The sequence below is a fragment of the Rhizobium sp. CNPSo 3670 genome (genome assembly GCF_057784555.1).
Genome location: NZ_JBXSOL010000012.1, coordinates 117,412 through 137,512, shown reverse-complemented (window position 1 = coordinate 137,512; position 20,101 = coordinate 117,412). Strand labels below are relative to the sequence as shown.

The following is a 20,101-nucleotide window of genomic DNA, read 5'->3' as shown; positions in this document are numbered from 1 at the left end:
CAAGCCTTTGTTGTCGTTCAAAGAAAATTGACGAGCCACACACTCTTCGCAGGGCTTTAATCGATTTAACAATAACTTAGTGCCAAGGCCTGAATTGGCACCTTACGAGCGCCGCAGTTCGTCGAGGGGACTTGTGCTGCTAACCTGGATGCGTCGGGCCCTGATGATCATACAATCGTGTCGGCTGAAGAATGCCAACGAAAAAGCCACCGGTCAGTCAATGATCGGCGGCTTGGCGTCGTCTAAAGTAATGTCGTGCGCGATCGTGGGTTAAACGTCCTCAACAACCTTGTTTGTCAGGGTTCCAATCCCTTCAAGCTCGACAGTGACCACATCACCAACCTTAAGCCAGACCGGCGGCTTGCGTTTGAAGCCAACGCCCGCTGGCGTTCCCATGGCAATGACGTCCCCCGCCTGGAGATCGATGAACTCCGAAAGATGGTTGATGATGAAGGGGATATCAAAATGCATTGTTGACGTGTTGGCATCCTGCATCACGGTGTCGTTTACACGCGTCACGATCTGCACGCCGTGGGGGTTCGTCAGCTCGTCCTTCGTCACGATAACGGGCCCGAGCGGCCCGGAAGTCCGGAAGTTTTTCCCGGCGATGTATTGCGTCGTGCGGAACTGATAATTGCGGACGGTCACGTCATTGAATGCCGTGTAGCCGAAGACATAGTCCATCGCCTGCTCGATCGAAATCTGACCTTTATGCGAGCGTCCGATTACGACCGCCAGTTCACCTTCCCAGTCAAGCTCATGTGAAACCTTCGGGTAGAGAATATTCGCGTTATCGCCGATCAGCGTGCTTGCGAAGCGGTGGAACATGATTGGGATCGGGCTCATGTCGAAGCCCGCTTCCTTCGCATGTTCTGCATAGTTCCGCCCGATGCAGAAGAATTTTGGCGGGTTGTAGATCGGGGGCAGTACTTCCACCGACTTTGGATCGAGCGCTGCTGGCCCATATGCGCCTCCAGCCCTTTCGAGAGCCGTCTTGACCATTGAAAGAGCAGTGTCGCCGCCCTCAATGAGGGCCAGCACGTCGCTGGGGGCTCCGTCCTGCCCTTGAGCCGCGAACAATGCGGGGATGTCTATCAGCATGCCGTCAAGGGCAACCCCGTAGCTCGCCGTACCACGGACCTTGTAGCTGGAAATCTTCATCGGCTAATCCTTCATGTTCGATATTCGGAATCATAAGTTCGATTGCAAAGAACCCCACAATGGGTTCAATTTTCGCTCGGCTTAGTAGTCGCCAATCCAACGGCCGCGATGCGCGCGAGAGGATAGCGGAGGCCTTAGATCGATCCTGGCCAGGTGAACACAAGCGAGAGATCTAAGCTTCCAGTTGGCATTGATCTGGTTTCGTGGACGTTAGATCGGTCACGAAACCAGTGCGTCACTTGCTCACCTCGAAACGAGCTTTTGCCTTACATCATTAGCTCTCTCGACCGTTTCTCTCGTTGAGATGAGCGCACGCTTGGCACGTTCTGAAGCACTCACCGTCTCCGCGATCGACGCGGTGGCTACTTCTGGAGCGATGATAATGCCGCGTGGAAGCGCGTTCACGTAGTCGATCAGCGGCAGTTCACCTTCACCTGGGAACAATCGATGGTAGAGGGCTTCATTGATAGTCTCTTCGGTCGTCGCAGGGGGTTTCAGCGTCGCATCACAGATCTGCGCGTAGTTGATCAGAGCCGGATCAACTTTGGAGATTGCCTCGAGGGACGTATTGGTACGGAAAACGTGCAAAGGGTCGAACAGGAGGCGAGCATTTGGCTGCTCCGCGCGTCGCACAACTTCCAGGACCGCGTCTAGCGTATTGATCCCCATCCAGGTCATCAGTTCCAGAGAAGCATCGATGGCGTGTGCGGCGGCCAACTGACAGAAACGAACATACAAATCCGTCGCACGCGAGACGTCTGGCTCCTTGATAAACACGAGAGCATTCCGGGAACCCAAACGAGCTGCGGCCTCTAGCGATCGGCTCATCGTGGTGAAGTCACTTGTCTCCTCGAGACGAAAAGCCTCCACATCCAGCATGCGCACCCCGGTATCCGCCATGATCGCCAGCAGTTCCCGGCGCATCGGCGTATCTCCGTAGACAGGGGCTGGTTGCTCGTTAGGACGAACTGGATTTATGCGAAGACCGAACGCATCGAACCCTGCCTCGGCTGCAACTCGCGCAACTTCAGGCGGCGACAGATCGAGCACCGTAAGGTGTGCGAGGGAAAACTGTGCTTTCATCGTGGTACTCCCATGACAACCAGATTCGCATCCACGACCTGGCCGTGGATGCGAAATCCCTAAGCGTCGAACTGTGTCAGCTCAGATGAGCCCATCGCCGCCACCCGACGGAGGTGATGTCCGCGCACCGGACGTGAGTGTGGTGCGGGCGGCTTCGGCGTCTCTTTCGCGCTGGGCGAGATAAGCATCGAAGTCGAACTGTAGAAGGTCGATTTCTTCAATAGGGTCATAGACGCGGGGATTTCCGTCCCAGCCGATCTGGTCGATGCCCCAATAGAATTCTAAGAGATTGCCGTCCGGATCGCGAGCGTAGAAGCGCGGCTGATTGCCCGGCCCGCCTTTGCGGCAGTTGACGATTTCGACGCCGTCGTCGCGCATTGCGGTGTAAAGGCCCTTGAGCTCTTCCGGGCTGGCCAATTCGAACGCAACGTGATGCAGGCCGAAACCATATTTCGGCGCATCAGGGGCCTCTGGTCCGAGGATGTCGTCGCGCATGCGGAAGATCGAGAGCTCGTGGTGCGTTACGTCGCACCGAATGAAAGCGCCTGCCACAACGGCCACCCCATGACCAATCTTGTTGTCGTACTCGAACTTCTCGGTCAGCCGCATCCCCAGGTACTTTGAGTAGAATGCGACGGTCCGATCGATGTCTCTTACGGTCAGCCCAACGTGACCGAGGCGGGCAACACGCGGTTTTGTCATTGATAGAAACTCCGATTTTAGAACACATAGGTTCTATATCTGAACTTTCATTTTGTTGCAATCGGATTTGTAGGCATAAGCGATCGCTCCCGCGGACACATCGGGCGGGTGACTATCGGGGTTTTTCCAGTGATGGAGCGTGAGCAGTTGCGGCCAGCGATTGGCTGGACTATGCGAGTTCCGAGCTAGCGTTCGTGGCCGGGCCGGCCCAATTCGCTGGTCCGAACGATTGAGCGTATTTTATTCCGACGCCAGCTTCTGCGAAATCCCGGCTGCCGCTTCCAGTAATGCGGCGCGATGCGTCTCGATCTGCTGTCCCCGCGCCGTTGGTACCAGAAGACCGATACTGGTTTCGCAGGACCCGTCGCGGCTAAAGAGTGGCGCTGCGACGCCATAGACGCCCATCTGCAACTCATCGTGGGAAACTGCGTAGCCGTCCGTGCGCACCTGTTCGAGCCGAACATACGCATTCTCACCGCATTGTCCGGATTTCAGCACGCGCTGGATGAGCTTCTCCGATTGGAAGGCCAAGATAGCCCATCCACTTGCGCCGCGACACAGAGAGTGGCGTGACCCTGGAGTATGCTCAACACGAACAAGGTGACGTCCCCCTAACGCTTGATCGAGCACCACCGCATCGAGTCGGTCGATGCCGTGCAAGACTACGGTTTCGCCGGTCATATTAGCGAGCTTTGCCATGAATGGTTGTGCAACATCGCGCAGGTTCGTTTCGGCGAGTCGGCCGAGCCGCGCCATTGCAGGTCCGAGAACGTAACCGTCTTCCGTTTTGCGTAGGAAAGAGCGCTTGGCGAGGGTCGTCAGCAAGCGATGCGCGACGGTCCGATTGATATCACACATTTTGGCAACGCTTGCCGCGGAAACGGGGCCCTCTTGAGCAACCGTTTCAAGCACGACCAGCATTTGGTCTCCGGTCAATGAGATTTCGCTCAAACCACACTCCGCCCTAATAAGGATCTCTATTGCGACTTTCTCGCTTAGATTGCCCAAGGAATGCCGAGCGGTTTCATCCCCTCACGAGAGAGTAAAGATAAAATCCTCATCTTGCATCCGTCAGGTTGACGTCGGACCGAGGCGGCTGCCATTGCCTGTTTCACCCTACGCAATCACCGATCTGGTTACAGAGATTCCACGAGGTTAGCAACACGGTTTCTTTTCCAGCCAGTCAATTTCGCACGAAAGAAGGACAACGGCGTCCGCTTTACGAACATTTTTGCGCAGCTAGTGCGAGAGGTCAATGTCCGACGTTGAAAGCGGAAACAGCGGGAAAGTATCAAGGCGATTGATGGAAGAGTCGCAACGGCGACCGATAAATCAGTATTGGATGTGGTAACCAATCGGATAGAGGGGATGCGTTGTGTCATGCGGCACATCAGATTTCTGCACCAATACCTCAGCCATGGAAGAAGGAAGTTCGAAGGGTAGCTTGCCTTGCGCTTTCTGCTTGCCCTCGATCACATCGAACAGCGCTTCGTCGCTGGCCCCGAAATTGGCTAGGACAGTGCCGGCCCGACCGCGAAGGCCGGTGAGGATAGCCGGCCGTGCTAGATAGACCGCGACGATGGTCGGAACCTCCTCGGCGGCGCTTTTAAAGGCCTCGAAATCAGCGTTGCCGTCCTTGAAATCGAGATCGCCTTCCTGGTGACGGGAGCCGAAGAAATAATTCATATGCGGCTGTTGATAGGGTGCGTTCAGCCGCACCAGCGCAAAATCGGCCTCATGGGCCGTAGCAACAGTCGTGAAGCCGCGGGCGGCTGCCATTTTCGGATCGACCCCATAAAGGAACACTTTCTTGCCGCTCTGGACCGGCAGAAGCTTGGCTTTGTTGTCGAGCAACACCATTGCCTTGGCCTGCGCGGCAGTCGCTTCCGCTGCGAATGCCGGATTGCCGACGATCGAGCGTGCCGTCTCCGGATCGACATAGGGGTTCTCGAACAGGCCCTGCTCGAATTTCTGTATCAGGATCCGGGTCGCGGATTGATCGATGCGCTCTTCGCTGATCTCCTTATCCTTAACCGCTTCGACGAGAAGGTCCGAGGACGTCACGCCGCCGAACTGATCGACGCCGGCATTGACGGCCTTTGCGAACCGGTCAACACGGCTCATGTCCTCCACACCCCAGGGCATGCCGAAGGTTTCCTCGTTCAGAGTTGGCTTTACCCCCGGCTTCTCACCTTCCAGGCAGGCGCCCTTGCAATCGTTGCTGATGAGCCAATCACTGAGGATAACGCCGTCGAAACCGTATTTTGCGCGCAGGAGGTCGGTCAGAAGCTGCTTGCTGTATCCGGCTCCGACCGCTTCCAGCGGCTTGCCGTCGAGGCTCACGCCCTCAAGGATCGAATAGGTGGGCATCACGCCTGCGATCTTTGCCTTGAACGCTCCTTCGAAGGGGACCAGATGTTCGGTGAAATTATTGCCGGGAAAAACGGAACGGCGGCCATAGGCGTTGTGGCTGTCGTAACCGTCCTTCGCTGCGCCATAACCGACCCAGTGCTTGGCGACGGCGATGACGCTATCCCGGTTGATGCCGGTCTCTCCGTTCTGAAAACCGGCGACATAGGCTTCCGCCATGGTTTTGGCGAGTTGCGCATCCTCGCCGAAGGTGCCGTTGATGCGCGGCCAGCGGGGTTCGCTTGCGAGGTCGATCTGGGGAGAGAGCGCCTCCTGGATACCGACGGCGCGATATTCCTGGCGGGCGATGTCGCCGAACCGCCGCACAAGCGCCGCATCGCCGATGGCCGCAAGACCGAGGGTTTCGGACCACTTCGAAAAGCCGCCAGCAGAAACGCTGGCACCGAGCACAAACTGGAAGTGATTGCGAGGATCGGTACTGATCGTCGCCGGAATGCCGAGGCGGCCGGATTCCACAATCTCCTGCAGCTTGTTGTTCTCTCCGGCCAGAACAGCGGGATCGCCGGCTAGGCGAGTGATAAAGGTGACTACCTTGCGCTTGTCGATCATCTCCATGGCGCGGTCGAGATCATATTGGGCGCCGACGCCCATACCAGCGCCAGGACCGACGGAAGGCGCGGTGCCGTGCATCATCAGGCCGACCTTCTCCTCGATCGTCATGCGTTCGACGAGATCGCCGGCGCGCTCTGTGGCCGACAGTCGCCATCCTCGTAAGGATCGAGCTTGCCGTTGCGATCGAGATCCTTGAAGGGCAGCCCGTCCACGGTCAGCGTCTTGGCCGTGCGAGACGAAAGCGCCGGCCGCTCCTGCGACAGAGCTGCCGAAGCGAGTAGCGATCCGAACACGGATATGACAATGAATTGTTGCATGGCATCCCTCCCGAAAGCATCTTGATCGATCCAGTCAGTTGAAGAGGCGCAAAACTGCGCCATCCCATTGCTCGGCACATTCAAAAGGAGACCCGCCAGAAAGAAAATCTTGGCGGGATCTATCGGCTCACCGATCACACCGCAGCTGCAACCATATAAGAGGTAAGCTTACTAACGAATCTCATCGGCTATCGGATTGCGCAGAATGCCAAGCTTTTCGACTTCAACCTCCACCACGTCTCCGGGCTTCATCCAAAGCGGCGGCTGCCGCTTTGCGCCGACCCCGCCTGGTGTGCCGCTGACAATGACGTCGCCCGGCTCCAACCGCGTGAAGCTGGAGCAATATTCGATCTGCCGAGCGATATCGAAGATCATGTGGCCGAACGTCGCGTCCTGTACCACCGTCCCATTCAAACGAGTCTGAATGCGCAGATCGGGCAGCGGACCAAGCTCGTCCGGCGTCATCATCCATGGCCCGAAGGCGCCGGTGTCGGGGAAATTCTTGCCCGGCGTGAACTGATGCGTATGACGCTGGAAATCACGCACGCTGCCGTCATTGTAGCAGGCATAGCCGGCAACGTAGCCCATGGCTTCATCGCGCGTAATGTAGCGGCCGGGCCTGCCGATGATGACCGCAAGCTCACCTTCGAAATCGAGTTCCGTCGAGACCTTGGGGCGCACGATCGGAGCGAGATGGCCTGTCTGGCTATTGGCATAACGAGCGAAGATGGTGGGATTTTCCACCTCCGCACGACCGGTCTCCTGACGATGCATTTCATAGTTCAGGCCGACGCAGAGGATCTTGTCGGGATTGGGGATAACGGGTAGCCATTCGATTTTGCTGAGCGGCGTGGCAGTGGCGGAAGCGGCTGCAGCGGCAACGCCGTCGAAACCAGCGGCGACCGCCGATTTGAGATCGGCATAACGCGACGCAAGAGCCGCGCCGACATCGAGGAAGCGATCGTCCTCAACGACGCCCCAGGTCGTATGGCCGGCGATCTTGACGGTGGACAGTCTCATAGTTCTTGCTCCTGTAGAGGGTCAGACTTGCGTGGCGGATGCTTTCACACCCGCTGCATTTGATCGGTGAAGCGCGTCATCTTGCCGAAGCGCTCGATGGTGCGATCCGGAAAGATCAGTGCGAAGGCGGAAATTGCGCCGATGATGAGGATTGCCGCCGTGAACAGCATGGCGTTTGCATAGCCGGCCGCGACATGCTCAGGCCCGGCCGCCTGGACGATCATTCCGGTGACGGCGTTGGATGCCAGCGCCGAAATAGCGTTCGCCGAATAGATCACGACGATCAGCCTGCCGCGCTGGACAGCGGGCGCGACGCTTCCGAGCGTGATCGGGCCATAGATCGTCGTCAGGCTGGGAGCGGCGAATGCGATTGCGATCAGTGCCAATTGCAGCGGACCGCTAACATGAACCGAGGCGATCAAGGCGAGGCCTGCAACGAGAAGCGTATAGCCCGAAGCGCTGCCAAGAGCGGAACGTTTGCTGACGCCCTTTTGAAGCATCCGCTGGGCGATCCACGAGCCGACGAGCAGCAGCGGCGACTGGAAGATGTAGACAGCCGAAATAATCGAGCCGGTCTCAGTCTGAGAATAGCCGAGACCTTGCTGCAGGAAAGGCGGCAACCACGTGGCCGACATGCCGACGATCCAGTAGGACATAGTCGACATGATGATGACGCCGATCACGGTCGGATCGAGCCAGAGCTTGCGCGCCGGAATCGGAGCCTCTCCTCCCACGGCGCGCGCCTTTTCGTTCTCCGCGACCGCATGCGGTCCCTCGCCGCCGATGAGCAGCCAGGCGACGATCCAGGCGACGCCGATCAGCCCGCAGAAAAGAAAGCCCGAACGCCAGCCATAGTTGACGATCACGTAGGTCAGGATCGGTCCGCCGGCGAGCAGGCCGACGCTGATGCCCTGCAGGACGACGGCGCTCGGCACGCTGCGCTTCTGCGGGCTGAACCAGTTATGGCAGGCATGCAACGCCGTCGGCAGTCCCGGTCCCTCGCCAAGGCCGAGCAGAATGCGGCAGGCGACGAGAACCGTTACCGAACTGGTAAAGTAGATCGGGATTTGCGCGATCGACCAGATTGCCGCGAGAATGACGAGGATCCATTTGACCGGGACGCGGCCGATCACGAAAAGACCGACGAGGACTCCGGAAATGGAGAACAAGAGAAAGAAGCTGCTGCCGATCAAGCCGAACTGCTGCGGCGAAATACCGAGGTCTTTCATGATCGACACGGCGGAAAGGCCGAAGACGAGCTTGTCGAAGAAATTCAGCGTCTGGAACAGAAAGAGAAGGATAAGGACGGCAAAAGGTTGCCAATTGCTGGCGGTATCGACGGTTGACTTGGTCATATGTTCCTCCCAGAACCCCACAAAAAACTGCAATTCCTGACAGCGCGCATCTGTCAGGCGAGACGAGTACGCAGATCGGCGATCTGCTGGCGAAGCGCCTCGACGTTCCCGGCGGCGCCAAAAACATAGTGGTCAGGACGTACCAGCGCGGCGACCGCGCCGTGGCGGTCGAACCAGGCCGAAAGCACGCCGTCTTTTTCGCGAAGCGCCAACGGATCGGCTGCATCATCGCCTTGAGGCACAACGGCCTTCACCACGATCCCGTGGATCGCTTCGGTCAGCGCTTCTCCTTCCGCGACACCGATCCGGCGACCGTCGAGAACCAGCCGCCATTCCGGCCCGGTGAAAGCGTCCATCAGGCGCGCAGAAGCGTCTTCGACGATTGCGGGCTGCGGGAAAAGCAATCCTCGTGCCGGTGTGCCTTCCGCTGCGATCAGACCTTCCTCGATCGGCGGTACGATTTCCTGACGGGTCAAGAGGGGCGGTTTGCCGCCGCCCTCCGCAAGGATGCGGGCATCACGCGCCGCGGCAGCCTCCGGATCGCGTTCGCAGATCGTCTGGCCAATCGCCTTGATCTTGCCGGTCAGCGTCTGCACATGCCGCTTGCGTTCCACCGTGTAGGTATTCAGCAGCGCTTCGGAAGACTGCCCCTTCAGGATGCGGTCGAGCCGCCAGACGAGATTGGAAACATCGCGCAGGCCTTGGCACATGCCCTGCCCGATAAAGGGCGGCTGCTGATGCGCGGCATCGCCGGCAATCATGACCCTCCCCCGCCGCCATTCGTCGGCAACGAGCGCATGAAAGCGGTAGGCGGCGGCCCGCCACAGCTCGCCGTCTTCCGGCGTCAGCCAGGGCGACAGCAGCCGCCAGACATTGTCGGGCTTTTCCATCTCGCGTGGGTCCTCGCCCGGCAGAAGCATGATTTCCCAGCGGCGGTGATTCTTAGGCCCCATGATGTAGCTGGTCGGACGCGCCGGATTGCAGAACTGGGCCGAAGTCTGCGGCAGCTTGCCCAGCGCGGTTTCGTGTACCTGCACATCGACTACAAGCCACGGCTCGTCGAAGACGAGATCCTCGAGCTTCATTCCCGACAGTTCACGCACACGGCTCCAGGCACCGTCGCAGCCGATCACATATTTTGCGGCGATCCGTTGAGTTGCGCCGGAAGAATCCCTGAGTGTTGCGATGATCTCATCCGGCCGCGGATCGAGCTCGACCATCTCCGTAGCGAGCTCTATCGTCACACAGTCGAAGCTCTCTGCATGGCGCCGCAGCACGGCCTCGACCGGAGGCTGGGTAAAGACCATACTCGGGGTATATCCGAGCGGATAAGGTTCCGGCACCATGTCAATGCGGCGGATGAGTTGTCCCTGGGCACCGAAGTGCTGGGATGCCGTGAACGGTGCAACATAGGGCAAAACCTCGTCGGCAATTCCCATATTGTCGAAGTGGCGGAGGATCTCGTGGTCGAGCGCAATGGCCCGCGGCTTGTCATAGATCCCGGTCAACCGATCAACGACGAGCGTGGAATGGCCGCGCGCACCGAGCATGCCGGCCGCTACGGCTCCTACCGGGCCGAAACCGACGACCAGCACGTCATAATGGTTCGAAATATCGTTGTCGTTCTTCACAGCCAAGCCTCTGCATCTAGTGGGCGCGTCAGGCGCCTGAAAATCCGATGGAAATCTGCGCCTTCTTGCAGGCGTCGCTCTTCGGAGGCGCAATGCCCCAATGGTCGCTCCGGCCGGGCGGCCAGACCCATTCTTCCGGGCCTCGAGCTCGGTACCTCTGGTCCACCTGCAGAACTTCCGCGGTGTATTCGATCACCACGCCCTGGGGATCGACAAAATAGGCGAAGACATTATCGCCAGGTCCGTGCCGGCCGACGCCCCAGCCGATCGGATAGCCGTGATCGACGACACGGCCAGAGCCCCGCATGACGGATTCCAGATCGGGCATCAGGAAGGCCACATGATTCAGGCCATTGACCGGTGCCTCGGCAAGGACAACCGCGTGGTGGTCGTCGTTGCAGCACAGGAACGCCATGAGCTTCGATCGGTCTGTCAGGCGGAAACCCAGGACATCGCGATAGAATTCAGAAAGCGCCTCGATCTGAGCGCTGTTGATGTTGACATGGGCAAGCCGCCCCGACCGATTGGCGACGACCCCTCCCTGCTTGCGGCGGTCCCCGTATACAAATTCCAGCACCGAGCCTTGAGGCTCGCGGATGACGAAACGCTCGCCGCCAGAGGGCGCATCGGCGGGGCCGATTTCGCGCAGGACCGCGCAGCCTGCAGCAACCGTCTTCCCGAAGAGCGACCTTAGCTGTTCGGGCGTGCCGACGCGAAAACTGATCTTTCGCAATTCCGAGCGATCACTTTGCTTGAGCTCCAGCACATGAAAGTCATCGCCGGTGGCGGCCAGGAAAACCTTGTCTCCCACCTCGGCAACGACATCCAGGCCCCAGACACGGGTATAAAAATCTACTGACGCCTTAAGATCGGGCGTACCTAGTTCCACGCTACGCAGAGCGGTGACAGAAAATTCGTTCATCAGATCAAAACCTCGTCCAGCCCTAAGAAGGCGCGCGCGTTCGCAAATGTCAGGCGCTCGCGCAACTTTGCGTCGGCGAAGGCTTCCTCGATGCGTGCGACAGGCTCTTTCTCGCGAAAATTGAAGGGATAGTCGGTGCCGATCAGCAGGCGTTCGTCGCCGAAAACGGAAACCAGGTGGCGCAGCATGTCCGCGTCGAAGACCAGCGAGTCCACATAGAGGCGTCGCGCCTGTGCGGCAGGGCTCTCCGTCATGATCTCATTGAGCGCCGGGAAAGCGGAATAACCCTGCTCCAGGCGCGGCAGCAGCGAGGCGAAAGTGCCGCCGCCGTGGCTGAAGGCGATCCGCAGCTTCGGGAATTTTTGAAGCAGTCCGCCAGTGATCACCGAGGCTACCGCCAATCCGACATCGGTCGGATAGCCGAGCACCTGCTGTAGCGGAGCCGGTCCGACAAGGCGTTCCATGCCGGCAGGCCGGACTGCATGGACGAAGACGGCGGCTCCAAGTTTCTCGGCTTCCGCGAAAAACGGATTGAGACGTGGGTCGCCAATCGCCAAGCCGTTAATATTGCTACCGATCTCCACCCCGCGAAAGCCAAGCTCGCCGATTATGCGGTGCAGCTCAGTGATAGCGAGATCAATATCCTGAAGCGGAAGCCCCCCCAACCCTACAAAACGTCCCTGGCCTTCCTGAACCAGCGCTGCAATGGAGTCGTTGACATAACGGGAAAGATCGTTGGCCGCGTCTTTTCCGATCCAGTAACCGAACAGTTCCGGCATGGGCGAAAGCGCCTGAAGCTGAATGCCAGTGCGGTTCATTTCTTCGATGCGCCGCTCGGCGATCCAGCACGCATCGCTCACCGTCCGATAGGGCTTCCCGTCAATGACGACCGTTGCATGGCAATCGCCTGAAGCGACCATCGACGGCCAGCCTTCAATCTGCGCGCCAGCCGCCGGCAGTGGAAAGCGCGCCGGCACGACATGGCAGTGAATATCGATGCCGCGGCAACCGCAGCCCCCGATTGCGCGCTTTGGCGCATGTCCGTCTCCACCCACCATCTTGCCTCCCAAGTTAGCGCTGGAATAATATACAAAATTAAATACGTAAAGCCATAATTTATAAATTTTGCATTTTCCGATGCGCCGTGTATATAAAACGTGATTTGAACAAGTGAGCCAATTATGGACGTCGATGCGCTGAATAGGGGGCCGGAAAGCCCTGCGACGCTTGCTACGAGCATCTACGAGCGGCTAAAGGCCGATATTCTCGCGGCTCGGCTTGAGCCGGGGCGCAAACTGCAGTTGCGCTTCCTGATGGAGCAATACGAGGCCGGGCAGACCCCTTTGCGTGAGGCGCTGAATCGCCTGACGACCGAAGATCTCGTGATCGGCAAGGAACAGCGCGGTTTTTTTGTAAAGCCGATAAGCTTGGAAGAGCTGGGAGAACTGACGAAGACTCGATGCTGGGTAGAGGGCCTGGCCTTGCGCGAGTCCATCGCCAATACGAGCTCGAGATGGGAGGAAGCTCTTCTCGTGGCGCATCATCGGTTGGAGCGCGCGCCTCGCTCCCTCAATCCGGACCGGTTCGAGAGCAACCCGGAATGGGAACGTCAGCACCGCGCCTTCCACGCGCTCTTGATCGGCGGCTGTGGGTCGCGCCCTTTGATCGGCTTTTGCGAGCAGCTTGCCGACCGTCTCCAACGCTATCGAGCCCTGTCCATCCGCAAAGCCTTTCGCGTCCGCAAAGTGAGCCAGGAGCATGCCGATATTCTGAAGGCAGTACTCGATCACGATTCTGAAAACGCCGTACGCCTGTTGCATCGGCATTACGAGCAGACGGCCGAATTCATTGAGGCGGACCTGCAGACGAGCGATGCGGCCGAGACGCCGCTGCCGGACTGATGGGGCCGGTGAAGATTCACTCCCCGGCATTCTCATTGATGAATTCGAGGATATCGGGTCCGAGACTTTCGTCGGCGGTTCCGAAATGCTCGATGATAGAAATGTGGTTGTGGCCAAGCGCCGTTTTGTAGTTCGGAAGCTTCCCGTCACGAGCAAACAGCGCATCGACGAGCCGTTGGTTCTGGCGTTGTATCGACGGCATGTCATTTTCGGCGACCGCGAGGAAGATAGGCAGCCGGCGGTCACCGATATGGCGGATGATTGACATTCCTGGATATTTCGATGCGTCCTCCCCATAGTAGGCTTTGTCCTGGGGACCGAGATCCTCGGAATCAGCCGTCGGCGTTGAAAGCAGAATCAGGCCCCGTACTCCATCATCGCGTTTGGCCGCGGATGTAATGAAGCCGTAGGTCGCAGCGTGTGTGGCGCCCGCCGAATGGCCGGAAACAAAGATCGCCTCGATATTTCCGGGATGTGCATCCGGATTTTCTCTCAGCCACGCGACCGCCTTGCCGACATCCTCGCCGCCTGATGGAAACGACGCTTGCGGCGCCAAGCCGTAGTTGATGAGCGCTGTGACGATGCCATGCTGCGCGAAATAATAGCCGAGACGAGCGACGTCATTCTTGTCACCGCGTACAAAACCGCCGCCATGCGCAAAGACGAGAATTGGAACCTTGCTTCCACTCGCAAGCCTGGAGGGAACGTAGAGATCAAGCTTCTGGGTCTCACCATTTCCATAAGAAATGTCCTTGGTCACGGCCACGCCGTCTTTCGACGCCGCATCGTGCAGCGGTTTGTATAGCTCGGTTGCACCCTTGACCACATCCGGTCCCAGCCGGTCACCGAAGGCGCGCACCCCCTCGATGATCGACGGCGGACTAGCCGACATCTGCGCATCGGCTGGCGAGACAAGTCCGGCGAACGCAAAAAGCAATCCGCAATGAAGCAATCGCATGTTCCCCTCGCAATCAATCGGTTCAGATGGGGTAATGTCCCGGTTTGGTCTCGATGGTGATCCACCGCAATTCGGTAAACTCGGCGATGCCTGCCTGGCCACCGAAACGTCCATAGCCAGATGCCTTGACGCCGCCAAAGGGCATCTGTGCCTCATCGTGAACCGTCGGACCGTTGATGTGACAGATCCCCGAATGGATCCTGCGCGCAAGGCGAAGGCCCTTGGCTGCATCTCGGGTAAAGACTGAAGCGGAGAGGCCATATTGGCTGTCATTGGCGAGTTCGATGGCATGATCTTCATCCCGAGCTCGCAGAACCGCGACGACCGGGCCGAAGCTTTCCTCGTGATAGAGGCGCATATCCTTGGTAACATTGTCTATGACAGTCGCCGGCATCAGGACGCCCTCTGCCGTCCCGCCGGCGGCTAGCTGCGCACCTTTGGAAATAGCGTCCTTCACCAACGACTGAACTTTTTCGACTGTTTCGGTGCTAATTACCGCGCCGAGCGGCGCCTTGCCTTCCGCCGGACTTCCGGCGACAAGCGTCGCCGCCTTGGCCCGAAACCTCTCCATGAAGGCATCTGCGATCGCATCGACGACGATGATACGCTCGGTCGACATGCAGATCTGTCCCTGGTTGAAGAATGCGCCAAATGCAGCGGCGGCAACGGCTTCGTCGAGATCAGCATCGTCCAGAACCACGAAGGGCGCCTTGCCGCCTAATTCCAGCAATACGGGCTTCAAGTGCTCCGCAGCGCGACGAGCAATCATCTTGCCGACACCAGTCGAGCCGGTGAAATTGATGCGCCGAACTGCAGGGTGGTCGATGAGCGCATTCACCACTTCGGCAGCGTCCTCCGGGGCATTGGTGACGACGTTGACGACGCCTTCCGGAAAACCGGCGGAGCGGAAGCATTCAACGATCAGGTTATGCACTGCAGGGCAATTTTCCGAAGCCTTGAGCACGACCGTGTTGCCGCAGGCAAGCGCGGTAGCGACAGCACGTACGCCAAGGATGATCGGAGCGTTCCATGGAGCGATGCCGAGGCAGACGCCGACAGCCTCGCGCACTGACATCGCATGGCATCCGGGCTTGTCGGACGGGATAACTTCACCCTTGATGTGCGTGGTCAAGGACGCGGCTTCCCCGATCATGTTCGCAGCGAGCGTCACGTTGAAGCCCGCCCAACTCGCGGTCGCCCCGGTTTCAGCCTGCATGAGCGCGACGAAATCGTCTTTTTTTGAAGCAAGCACCTGCGATGCCTTCTGCAGTAACTGCCGTCTTGCATTCGGGCCGGTTTCGGACCAAGACGAAAAAGCAGCCGCAGCCTTGTCGGCAGCGGCAGTTGCTTCAGCGGCGGTTGCCGCTTGCGCCTTGCTGGCAATTTCGCCGGTTACGGGATTCAAGCGAACGAATTCGCCTGGTTTGCCGGGGGTGGACGCGTTCTGCTGCATAAAAGCCTCCCTTGTCGATTGCGTTACGAGTTTGTCGGTTCGACGAGCTTGGGAGCTGCGCGAAACCCGGCTCGTTCGATGCCGGCGATGGCGCATAGTTCGTCATTGTCACCGAGGTCGCCGGATATACCAACCGCAGCAACGACAGTGCCGGCGTCGTCGAGAACAAGAACGCCGCCAGGCGACGGCACCATCCGACCCGCGCTCACCGAAGCGAGGACGGTGACAAAGGCCGGATTTTTCGCAGCACGCTCGGTAAGCTCGCGCGTGCCGAACCCCATGCCGAGCGATCCCCAGGCTTTGCCGTAGGCAATGTCGAAACGAACGATGCCCGCGCCGTCCTCCCGTTTGTAGGCGACCAGATGGCCACCGGCGTCCAGCACTGCCACGGCGAGCGGAGCAAGCGAACGAGCCCGACCTTCGGCAAGGGCGGCGTCGATGATGGTTGAAGCGTCGATGAGTTTAAACATCTGAGATCCACTTTTGTTGAAGGGCAATTCGCTCAGCGGCTGGCTGCCTGCCAGCGAAGAAGACGCCTTTCGGCGAGCGAGAGCAGCCGGCTTCCGCCAAGGCCGATGGCGCCGAGAACAACGATGCCGGCAAAGAGATCGGCCGAGCGGAAGCTGCGACTCGCGGCAAGAATGCTCTGCCCCAAGCCTTCCCGGCTTGCCAGCATCTCTCCCACGACGGCAAGAACGAGAGAAATCGTCAGCCCAAGTCTGAGACTTGCGATTATCATCGGCAGCGCGCTGGGCAGTGCGAGTTTGAAGATGATCTGGGCTCGGCTGAGACCGAGGACGGCGCTAACCTCGTATAGGCGCGGCTCCATGGTTGCGAAACCGTGTATCGTCGCGAGTAGCATGGGCCAGAGCGCGCCGAAGGCTATGACAACCAGAACCATATTGTCAGAAAAGCCGAGAAACGCGATGGCTATCGGAATCATCGCCGAGGCCGGAAGCGGTCGGAGGAGTTCGAGCGTCGGAGCAATGAATGCCCGCGCCCGACTTGACACGCCGACCAGCGCACCGAGTAGAACGCCGATGCCGGAAGCGAGCAACCAGCCGAGCAGCATGCGCTGCACCGTCTCCAATGTCTGCGTCAAAAGCGGACCGCCGGACAGCCCCTGCCTCAGCGCGGCATAGGTCCGCTGCGGGCTTGGCAGGAAGATCGGCGAGACAAGTTTTGCGTCGGTAACAAGCTTCCAAGCCAGAATGAAGAGCACGAGGGTGCCACAGCCGAGAAATAGCTTGCGGGGTGAAAAATGCTTCATCGCCTCGCCCCCTTAACGGAAGCCGGAAAGAAGGTGCGTTGTGCAGCGTTCAGAAGCAGGCTGATCAGCCAACCGACCGTGCCGATCCAGATCAGATAGGCAAACATCTCCGCCGGCCTCAGCGCTTGCTGCGCCATCATGATGCCATAGCCGAGCCCAAGCGGATTGGCGGTGATTTCGACCGTCACCGCCACGACCAGCGAATAACCGGCAGCAAGCTTCAGCGACATGAAAAGCTGCGGCAGGACGGCAGGAAGGATGATCTTGACCAGCCGGGTGAGGAAACCAAGCTGCAGCATGCGCGACACTTCCATGAGGCGAGGCTCCACCTCTTTCACGGCAGCGCGGGCGAGCACCACCGATGGCCACAACAGGCCAAAGGCGATGATCGCGATCTCCAGTTCCGCGCCAAACCCGAGCAGCATCATGACGACCGGAATGAGCGCAACAACGGGGACCGGCCGCAGCAATTCGACGGTGAGATCAAGCGCATCGTCTGCTGCTCTCGATAGCCCGAGCGCGATGCCGAGGAGCGAACCGATCGCGACCCCGAGAACGCAACCGGCCGCGGCCGCTTTCAGCGTATCCAGGGTAGCCCGCAGCAGCGAGCCGTCGCCTATGATTGTGAAGAACGCCCGCGCAATATCGATGGGGCTTGCAAGGCTGTCGCTTTCCAGATGCGTGGCAGTCGCGGCGGTCTGCGCCAGAACGATGAGAGCGATCGGCAGCAGTGCCGCACGGCAGCCGTTCTTTACGAGGCTCGCCGCGCTCATTGGTGATCGTCCTTGATAAGATCGTATAGCTCACGACGCAGCCGCAGGAATTCCGGATCTTCTCGGGTCAACAGTTGGTCGCGCGGCCGTGTCAGCGGCACATCTACCATGCGTCCGATGCGGCCTGGGCTCGGCTGGAGGCAGACTATCCGGTCGCCGAGATAAATTGCCTCTTCGAGATCATGCGTGACGAAAACCATCGTCGCGCCTGTCGAGGCGACCAGTCCAAGTACCTCGTCCTGAAGTGCTTGCCGCGTCATGGCGTCAAGTGCGCCGAACGGTTCGTCCATCAGAAGCACTTTCGGTTCCTGTGCCAGGCAACGGGCGATCTGCAGACGCTGTTGCATGCCGCCGGACATTTCGGACGGATATTTGTCGGCGTGGCGGCCAAGGCCGATCTTATCAAGCAAATCGCGGATGATCTCAGGCCGGTCGGCACGCGGACATCCGCGAGCTTCCAAAGCCAATGAAACGTTGCCCGCTGCAGTGCGCCAAGGTAGTAGCGCCTTTCCATAGTCCTGAAAGACGATCGCTACGGATCGGCTCGGCCCACCGAGTAGCGTCCCCTCGAGTTCGATGCTGCCCGAGGTGGGTTTTGCAAGCCCCGCCAACATCCGCAACAACGTCGTCTTGCCGCAGCCGGATGGCCCGATGATCGAAACAGCTTCGCCGACCGCGATGTTGAGATTGATGCCGCCGATGATCTGCAGAGAGCTATAGGAAAGCGTCACGTCGCAAACACGGATGCGAACATCGGAGGACGCCGGTACAGAACTGCCCTCCCCATCATGATGGCGCGTTGAAAGCTGGGTCATGACCACATCAGGCTCCTTTCATGAGGGCGGCATGCGGCCCACCGCCCACGCCGTTATGGAAGCCGTACGCATTCATTTTTGCAAAATAGGGCATGCTGGGATGCGCCTCGAAACGAACATGGCAATCTATGACCGCAGGCAGGCCGGAGGCGATCGCACGTTCGAGAGCCGGCCCGATTTCATCCGCCGTCGTCACGCGCTCGCCGTGGCAGCCGAAGCCGCGCGCCACGTCCGCGTAGTCGACGCCATCCAAGTCCGCGCCGAACGAAAAATCGTAGGTTTTTCGCTGGCCCATTTTAATCACACCCCAAGACGCGTTGTTGTGGACGATGTTGATGATAGGCAGCCCATAGCGTCGAGCGGTATCCAGTTCGGACAGCGTAAAGCCGAAGGCTCCGTCGCCGCAGATGTTGACAACCAAGCGATCGGGATGGAGCAGTTTGAGCGCCAAAGCGTAAGGCGTGCCGAAGCCAAGCTGGCACATGCCAGGTTCATGGAACCGGGTGCGCTCAACAGTCGCCGGTGTGAGGTCGTTGCTCCAGAAAGACGTGTGGCCGCCATCATAAGCGACAAGCGCGTCGGCAGGCAGGAGTTGTCCGAGGGCTGTGCCGAGACGGGCCGGATGCATGATTGGACCTTCGTCCTCATTCATCTGGTTCAGCTTGCCTCGATAAGTGGCGTAGATATCGCGCAGGCGCGCGAGCCATTGCGATCTGTCCGGCATCGCGCGGCCTTCGAGGGCTGAGAGAAGATCGGAAAGCGCATTTTTCGCGTCGGCCCAGATACCGAGCGCGTGCGGCGCATTTGCGCCGAGGCTCATCGGATCGATATTGACGTTGATGAGCTCGGCGTCGCGCCCTTTTGCCAGCGCGCCGTTGTCGTCCCAAAGCCAGGAAGAGAAGCGGCAGCCGACCGCCAAGATAACATCGGCTTCGGCAAGCGCGACAGGAATGGCGTCACCGCCAATGATACCACCATGGCCGATAAAAAAGGGCGAATCCGATGGGACCGTTCCTATCCCCATTTGAGTGGCAAGCGCCGGAGCCTTCAGGATGGCCAGAAGGTTGCGGAATAGGCCGCCGCCGTTCGCCGAAACGACCCCGCCGCCGGCGACCAGCACTGGACGCTTGGCCTGCGCCAACATGTCGGCAGCGCGATCGATCTGCGCGGCCGGCGCTCTCGGCCCCTCGATGGTCCGGTATGTCTCTGGCGCAAGCGAAAGCGCCTCCTCATCGAACTCAAACTTGGTAGTGAATACTTCCTGCGGCACATCGAGATGCACAGGTCCGCGCCGCCCAGTGAGTGCCTGGCGGAAAGCATCACGCACGAGGTCTGGCAGGCGTCTTCCGTCATGCACCACGGCGCTCCATTTGGTGAGCGGCTTCAGGAGCGCGTGGGTGTCCAGATCCATGAACATGCCGCGGTTCGGATAGGCCGCGGCATGATGGTTATTGGACGTGACGAGCAGGAGTGGCAGGTTGTTATTGAAGGCCGTGCCGAGACCTCCGACCAGGTTGGAAGAGCCCGGCCCCATTTCACCAAGAGCTACGCACAAGCGACCGCTTGCCGCGGCGACGGCCGCGCCCATCAGGGGGCCGGATGCTTCGTGGCGTACTCCGAGATAGCGAATTGACGGCTCTCTGGAAATGGCATGCAGTAACGGGTTCAACTTGCCTCCGGCGATACCGAAGACGAATGGAACTGCTTCCGGGAGTAGCAAGCGTGTCAACGCTTCCGCGCCGGTTATCTGGACCATGA

General features: G+C 59.4%; 19 protein-coding genes. 1 reads left to right on the top strand and 18 read right to left on the bottom strand.

The annotated features are described in order from the left end of the window. Positions 1–270 precede the first annotated feature (270 nt). The 11 genes from AC13QO_RS14950 to AC13QO_RS14900 form a co-directional block, all read right to left on the bottom strand. The gene (locus AC13QO_RS14950) at positions 271–1,161 is read right to left on the bottom strand and encodes a fumarylacetoacetate hydrolase family protein (RefSeq protein ID WP_488541048.1); all 891 of its coding nucleotides are present in this window, start codon (positions 1,159–1,161) and stop codon (positions 271–273) included. Positions 1,162–1,404: 243 nt separating this feature from the next. Further along, complete coding sequence (locus AC13QO_RS14945; RefSeq protein WP_488541047.1) at positions 1,405–2,244, bottom strand: sugar phosphate isomerase/epimerase family protein; 840 nt, start codon at positions 2,242–2,244, stop codon at positions 1,405–1,407. 81 nt (positions 2,245–2,325) lie between these two features. Beyond that, on the bottom strand, positions 2,326–2,946 hold the full coding sequence (locus AC13QO_RS14940) for a VOC family protein (RefSeq protein ID WP_488541046.1): 621 nt from the start codon (positions 2,944–2,946) through the stop codon (positions 2,326–2,328). 240 nt (positions 2,947–3,186) lie between these two features. Next, entirely contained in the window at positions 3,187–3,897 is a 711-nt protein-coding gene (locus AC13QO_RS14935; protein ID WP_488541045.1) for an IclR family transcriptional regulator, read from the bottom strand. A gap of 381 nt (positions 3,898–4,278) precedes the next feature. Then, on the bottom strand, positions 4,279–6,036 hold the full coding sequence (locus AC13QO_RS14930; RefSeq protein WP_488541044.1) for a glycoside hydrolase family 3 protein: 1,758 nt from the start codon (positions 6,034–6,036) through the stop codon (positions 4,279–4,281). Further along, positions 6,033–6,245, bottom strand: coding sequence for a hypothetical protein (locus tag AC13QO_RS14925; RefSeq protein WP_488541043.1), 213 nt, complete (start codon positions 6,243–6,245; stop codon positions 6,033–6,035). The genes AC13QO_RS14930 and AC13QO_RS14925 overlap by 4 nt, the downstream gene beginning before the upstream one ends. A gap of 171 nt (positions 6,246–6,416) precedes the next feature. After that, complete coding sequence (locus AC13QO_RS14920; RefSeq protein WP_488541042.1) at positions 6,417–7,265, bottom strand: fumarylacetoacetate hydrolase family protein; 849 nt, start codon at positions 7,263–7,265, stop codon at positions 6,417–6,419. A gap of 44 nt (positions 7,266–7,309) precedes the next feature. Beyond that, positions 7,310–8,620 (bottom strand): MFS transporter, encoded by a 1,311-nt coding sequence (locus AC13QO_RS14915; RefSeq protein ID WP_488541041.1) that lies wholly within the window; start codon positions 8,618–8,620, stop codon positions 7,310–7,312. 53 nt (positions 8,621–8,673) lie between these two features. Next, positions 8,674–10,251, bottom strand: coding sequence for a bifunctional 3-(3-hydroxy-phenyl)propionate/3-hydroxycinnamic acid hydroxylase (locus tag AC13QO_RS14910; RefSeq protein ID WP_488541040.1), 1,578 nt, complete (start codon positions 10,249–10,251; stop codon positions 8,674–8,676). A 28-nt stretch (positions 10,252–10,279) separates the two neighbouring features. Further along, positions 10,280–11,173, bottom strand: coding sequence for a VOC family protein (locus AC13QO_RS14905; protein WP_488541039.1), 894 nt, complete (start codon positions 11,171–11,173; stop codon positions 10,280–10,282). After that, complete coding sequence (locus AC13QO_RS14900) at positions 11,173–12,231, bottom strand: amidohydrolase family protein (RefSeq protein WP_488541038.1); 1,059 nt, start codon at positions 12,229–12,231, stop codon at positions 11,173–11,175. The genes AC13QO_RS14905 and AC13QO_RS14900 overlap by 1 nt, the downstream gene beginning before the upstream one ends. Positions 12,232–12,354: 123 nt before the next feature. Here AC13QO_RS14900 and AC13QO_RS14895 point away from each other — a divergent pair, with 123 nt between their 5' ends. After that, a complete protein-coding gene (locus AC13QO_RS14895) occupies positions 12,355–13,074 on the top strand; it encodes a GntR family transcriptional regulator (protein ID WP_488541037.1) in 720 nt (239 codons plus the stop codon). Positions 13,075–13,090: 16 nt separating this feature from the next. Here AC13QO_RS14895 and AC13QO_RS14890 read toward each other — a convergent pair whose 3' ends face one another. The 7 genes from AC13QO_RS14890 to AC13QO_RS14860 are packed head-to-tail and all read right to left on the bottom strand — an operon-like array spanning position 13,091 to position 20,099. Continuing rightward, positions 13,091–14,146 carry an alpha/beta hydrolase gene (locus AC13QO_RS14890; protein ID WP_488541036.1) on the bottom strand — a complete coding sequence of 352 codons (1,056 nt, stop codon included), beginning with the start codon at positions 14,144–14,146 and terminating at the stop codon, positions 13,091–13,093. After that, on the bottom strand, positions 14,055–15,485 hold the full coding sequence (locus AC13QO_RS14885) for an aldehyde dehydrogenase (RefSeq protein WP_488541035.1): 1,431 nt from the start codon (positions 15,483–15,485) through the stop codon (positions 14,055–14,057). Before AC13QO_RS14885 ends, AC13QO_RS14890 begins: the two co-directional genes overlap by 92 nt. 23 nt (positions 15,486–15,508) lie before the next feature. After that, positions 15,509–15,955 (bottom strand): GlcG/HbpS family heme-binding protein, encoded by a 447-nt coding sequence (locus AC13QO_RS14880; protein ID WP_488541034.1) that lies wholly within the window; start codon positions 15,953–15,955, stop codon positions 15,509–15,511. A 32-nt stretch (positions 15,956–15,987) separates the two neighbouring features. After that, positions 15,988–16,755 carry an ABC transporter permease gene (locus AC13QO_RS14875; RefSeq protein WP_488541033.1) on the bottom strand — a complete coding sequence of 256 codons (768 nt, stop codon included), beginning with the start codon at positions 16,753–16,755 and terminating at the stop codon, positions 15,988–15,990. Continuing rightward, positions 16,752–17,528, bottom strand: coding sequence for an ABC transporter permease (locus AC13QO_RS14870; protein ID WP_488541032.1), 777 nt, complete (start codon positions 17,526–17,528; stop codon positions 16,752–16,754). The genes AC13QO_RS14875 and AC13QO_RS14870 overlap by 4 nt, the downstream gene beginning before the upstream one ends. Next, the gene (locus tag AC13QO_RS14865) at positions 17,525–18,343 is read right to left on the bottom strand and encodes an ABC transporter ATP-binding protein (protein ID WP_488541031.1); all 819 of its coding nucleotides are present in this window, start codon (positions 18,341–18,343) and stop codon (positions 17,525–17,527) included. The genes AC13QO_RS14870 and AC13QO_RS14865 overlap by 4 nt, the downstream gene beginning before the upstream one ends. Positions 18,344–18,350: 7 nt before the next feature. Then, positions 18,351–20,099: a thiamine pyrophosphate-binding protein gene (locus AC13QO_RS14860; protein ID WP_488541030.1), complete on the bottom strand. Its 1,749-nt coding sequence runs from the start codon at positions 20,097–20,099 to the stop codon at positions 18,351–18,353. Positions 20,100–20,101 lie beyond the last annotated feature (2 nt).

What these genes read in the sequence shown, in the direction of transcription:
- AC13QO_RS14950 (WP_488541048.1), bottom strand. Translation starts at nt 1,161, where the DNA reads ATGAAGATTTCCAGCTACAAGGTCCGTGGTACGGCGAGCTACGGGGTT.
- AC13QO_RS14945 (WP_488541047.1), bottom strand. Translation starts at nt 2,244, where the DNA reads ATGAAAGCACAGTTTTCCCTCGCACACCTTACGGTGCTCGATCTGTCG.
- AC13QO_RS14940 (WP_488541046.1), bottom strand. Translation starts at nt 2,946, where the DNA reads ATGACAAAACCGCGTGTTGCCCGCCTCGGTCACGTTGGGCTGACCGTA.
- AC13QO_RS14930 (WP_488541044.1), bottom strand. Translation starts at nt 6,036, where the DNA reads ATGACGATCGAGGAGAAGGTCGGCCTGATGATGCACGGCACCGCGCCT.
- AC13QO_RS14925 (WP_488541043.1), bottom strand. Translation starts at nt 6,245, where the DNA reads ATGCAACAATTCATTGTCATATCCGTGTTCGGATCGCTACTCGCTTCG.
- AC13QO_RS14920 (WP_488541042.1), bottom strand. Translation starts at nt 7,265, where the DNA reads ATGAGACTGTCCACCGTCAAGATCGCCGGCCATACGACCTGGGGCGTC.
- AC13QO_RS14915 (WP_488541041.1), bottom strand. Translation starts at nt 8,620, where the DNA reads ATGACCAAGTCAACCGTCGATACCGCCAGCAATTGGCAACCTTTTGCC.
- AC13QO_RS14905 (WP_488541039.1), bottom strand. Translation starts at nt 11,173, where the DNA reads ATGAACGAATTTTCTGTCACCGCTCTGCGTAGCGTGGAACTAGGTACG.
- AC13QO_RS14900 (WP_488541038.1), bottom strand. Translation starts at nt 12,231, where the DNA reads ATGGTGGGTGGAGACGGACATGCGCCAAAGCGCGCAATCGGGGGCTGC.
- AC13QO_RS14895 (WP_488541037.1), top strand. Translation starts at nt 12,355, where the DNA reads ATGGACGTCGATGCGCTGAATAGGGGGCCGGAAAGCCCTGCGACGCTT.
- AC13QO_RS14890 (WP_488541036.1), bottom strand. Translation starts at nt 14,146, where the DNA reads ATGGACGTTTCGGTGGCCAGGCAGGCATCGCCGAGTTTACCGAATTGC.
- AC13QO_RS14885 (WP_488541035.1), bottom strand. Translation starts at nt 15,485, where the DNA reads ATGCAGCAGAACGCGTCCACCCCCGGCAAACCAGGCGAATTCGTTCGC.
- AC13QO_RS14880 (WP_488541034.1), bottom strand. Translation starts at nt 15,955, where the DNA reads ATGTTTAAACTCATCGACGCTTCAACCATCATCGACGCCGCCCTTGCC.
- AC13QO_RS14875 (WP_488541033.1), bottom strand. Translation starts at nt 16,755, where the DNA reads ATGAAGCATTTTTCACCCCGCAAGCTATTTCTCGGCTGTGGCACCCTC.
- AC13QO_RS14870 (WP_488541032.1), bottom strand. Translation starts at nt 17,528, where the DNA reads ATGAGCGCGGCGAGCCTCGTAAAGAACGGCTGCCGTGCGGCACTGCTG.
- AC13QO_RS14865 (WP_488541031.1), bottom strand. Translation starts at nt 18,343, where the DNA reads ATGACCCAGCTTTCAACGCGCCATCATGATGGGGAGGGCAGTTCTGTA.
- AC13QO_RS14860 (WP_488541030.1), bottom strand. Translation starts at nt 20,099, where the DNA reads ATGGTCCAGATAACCGGCGCGGAAGCGTTGACACGCTTGCTACTCCCG.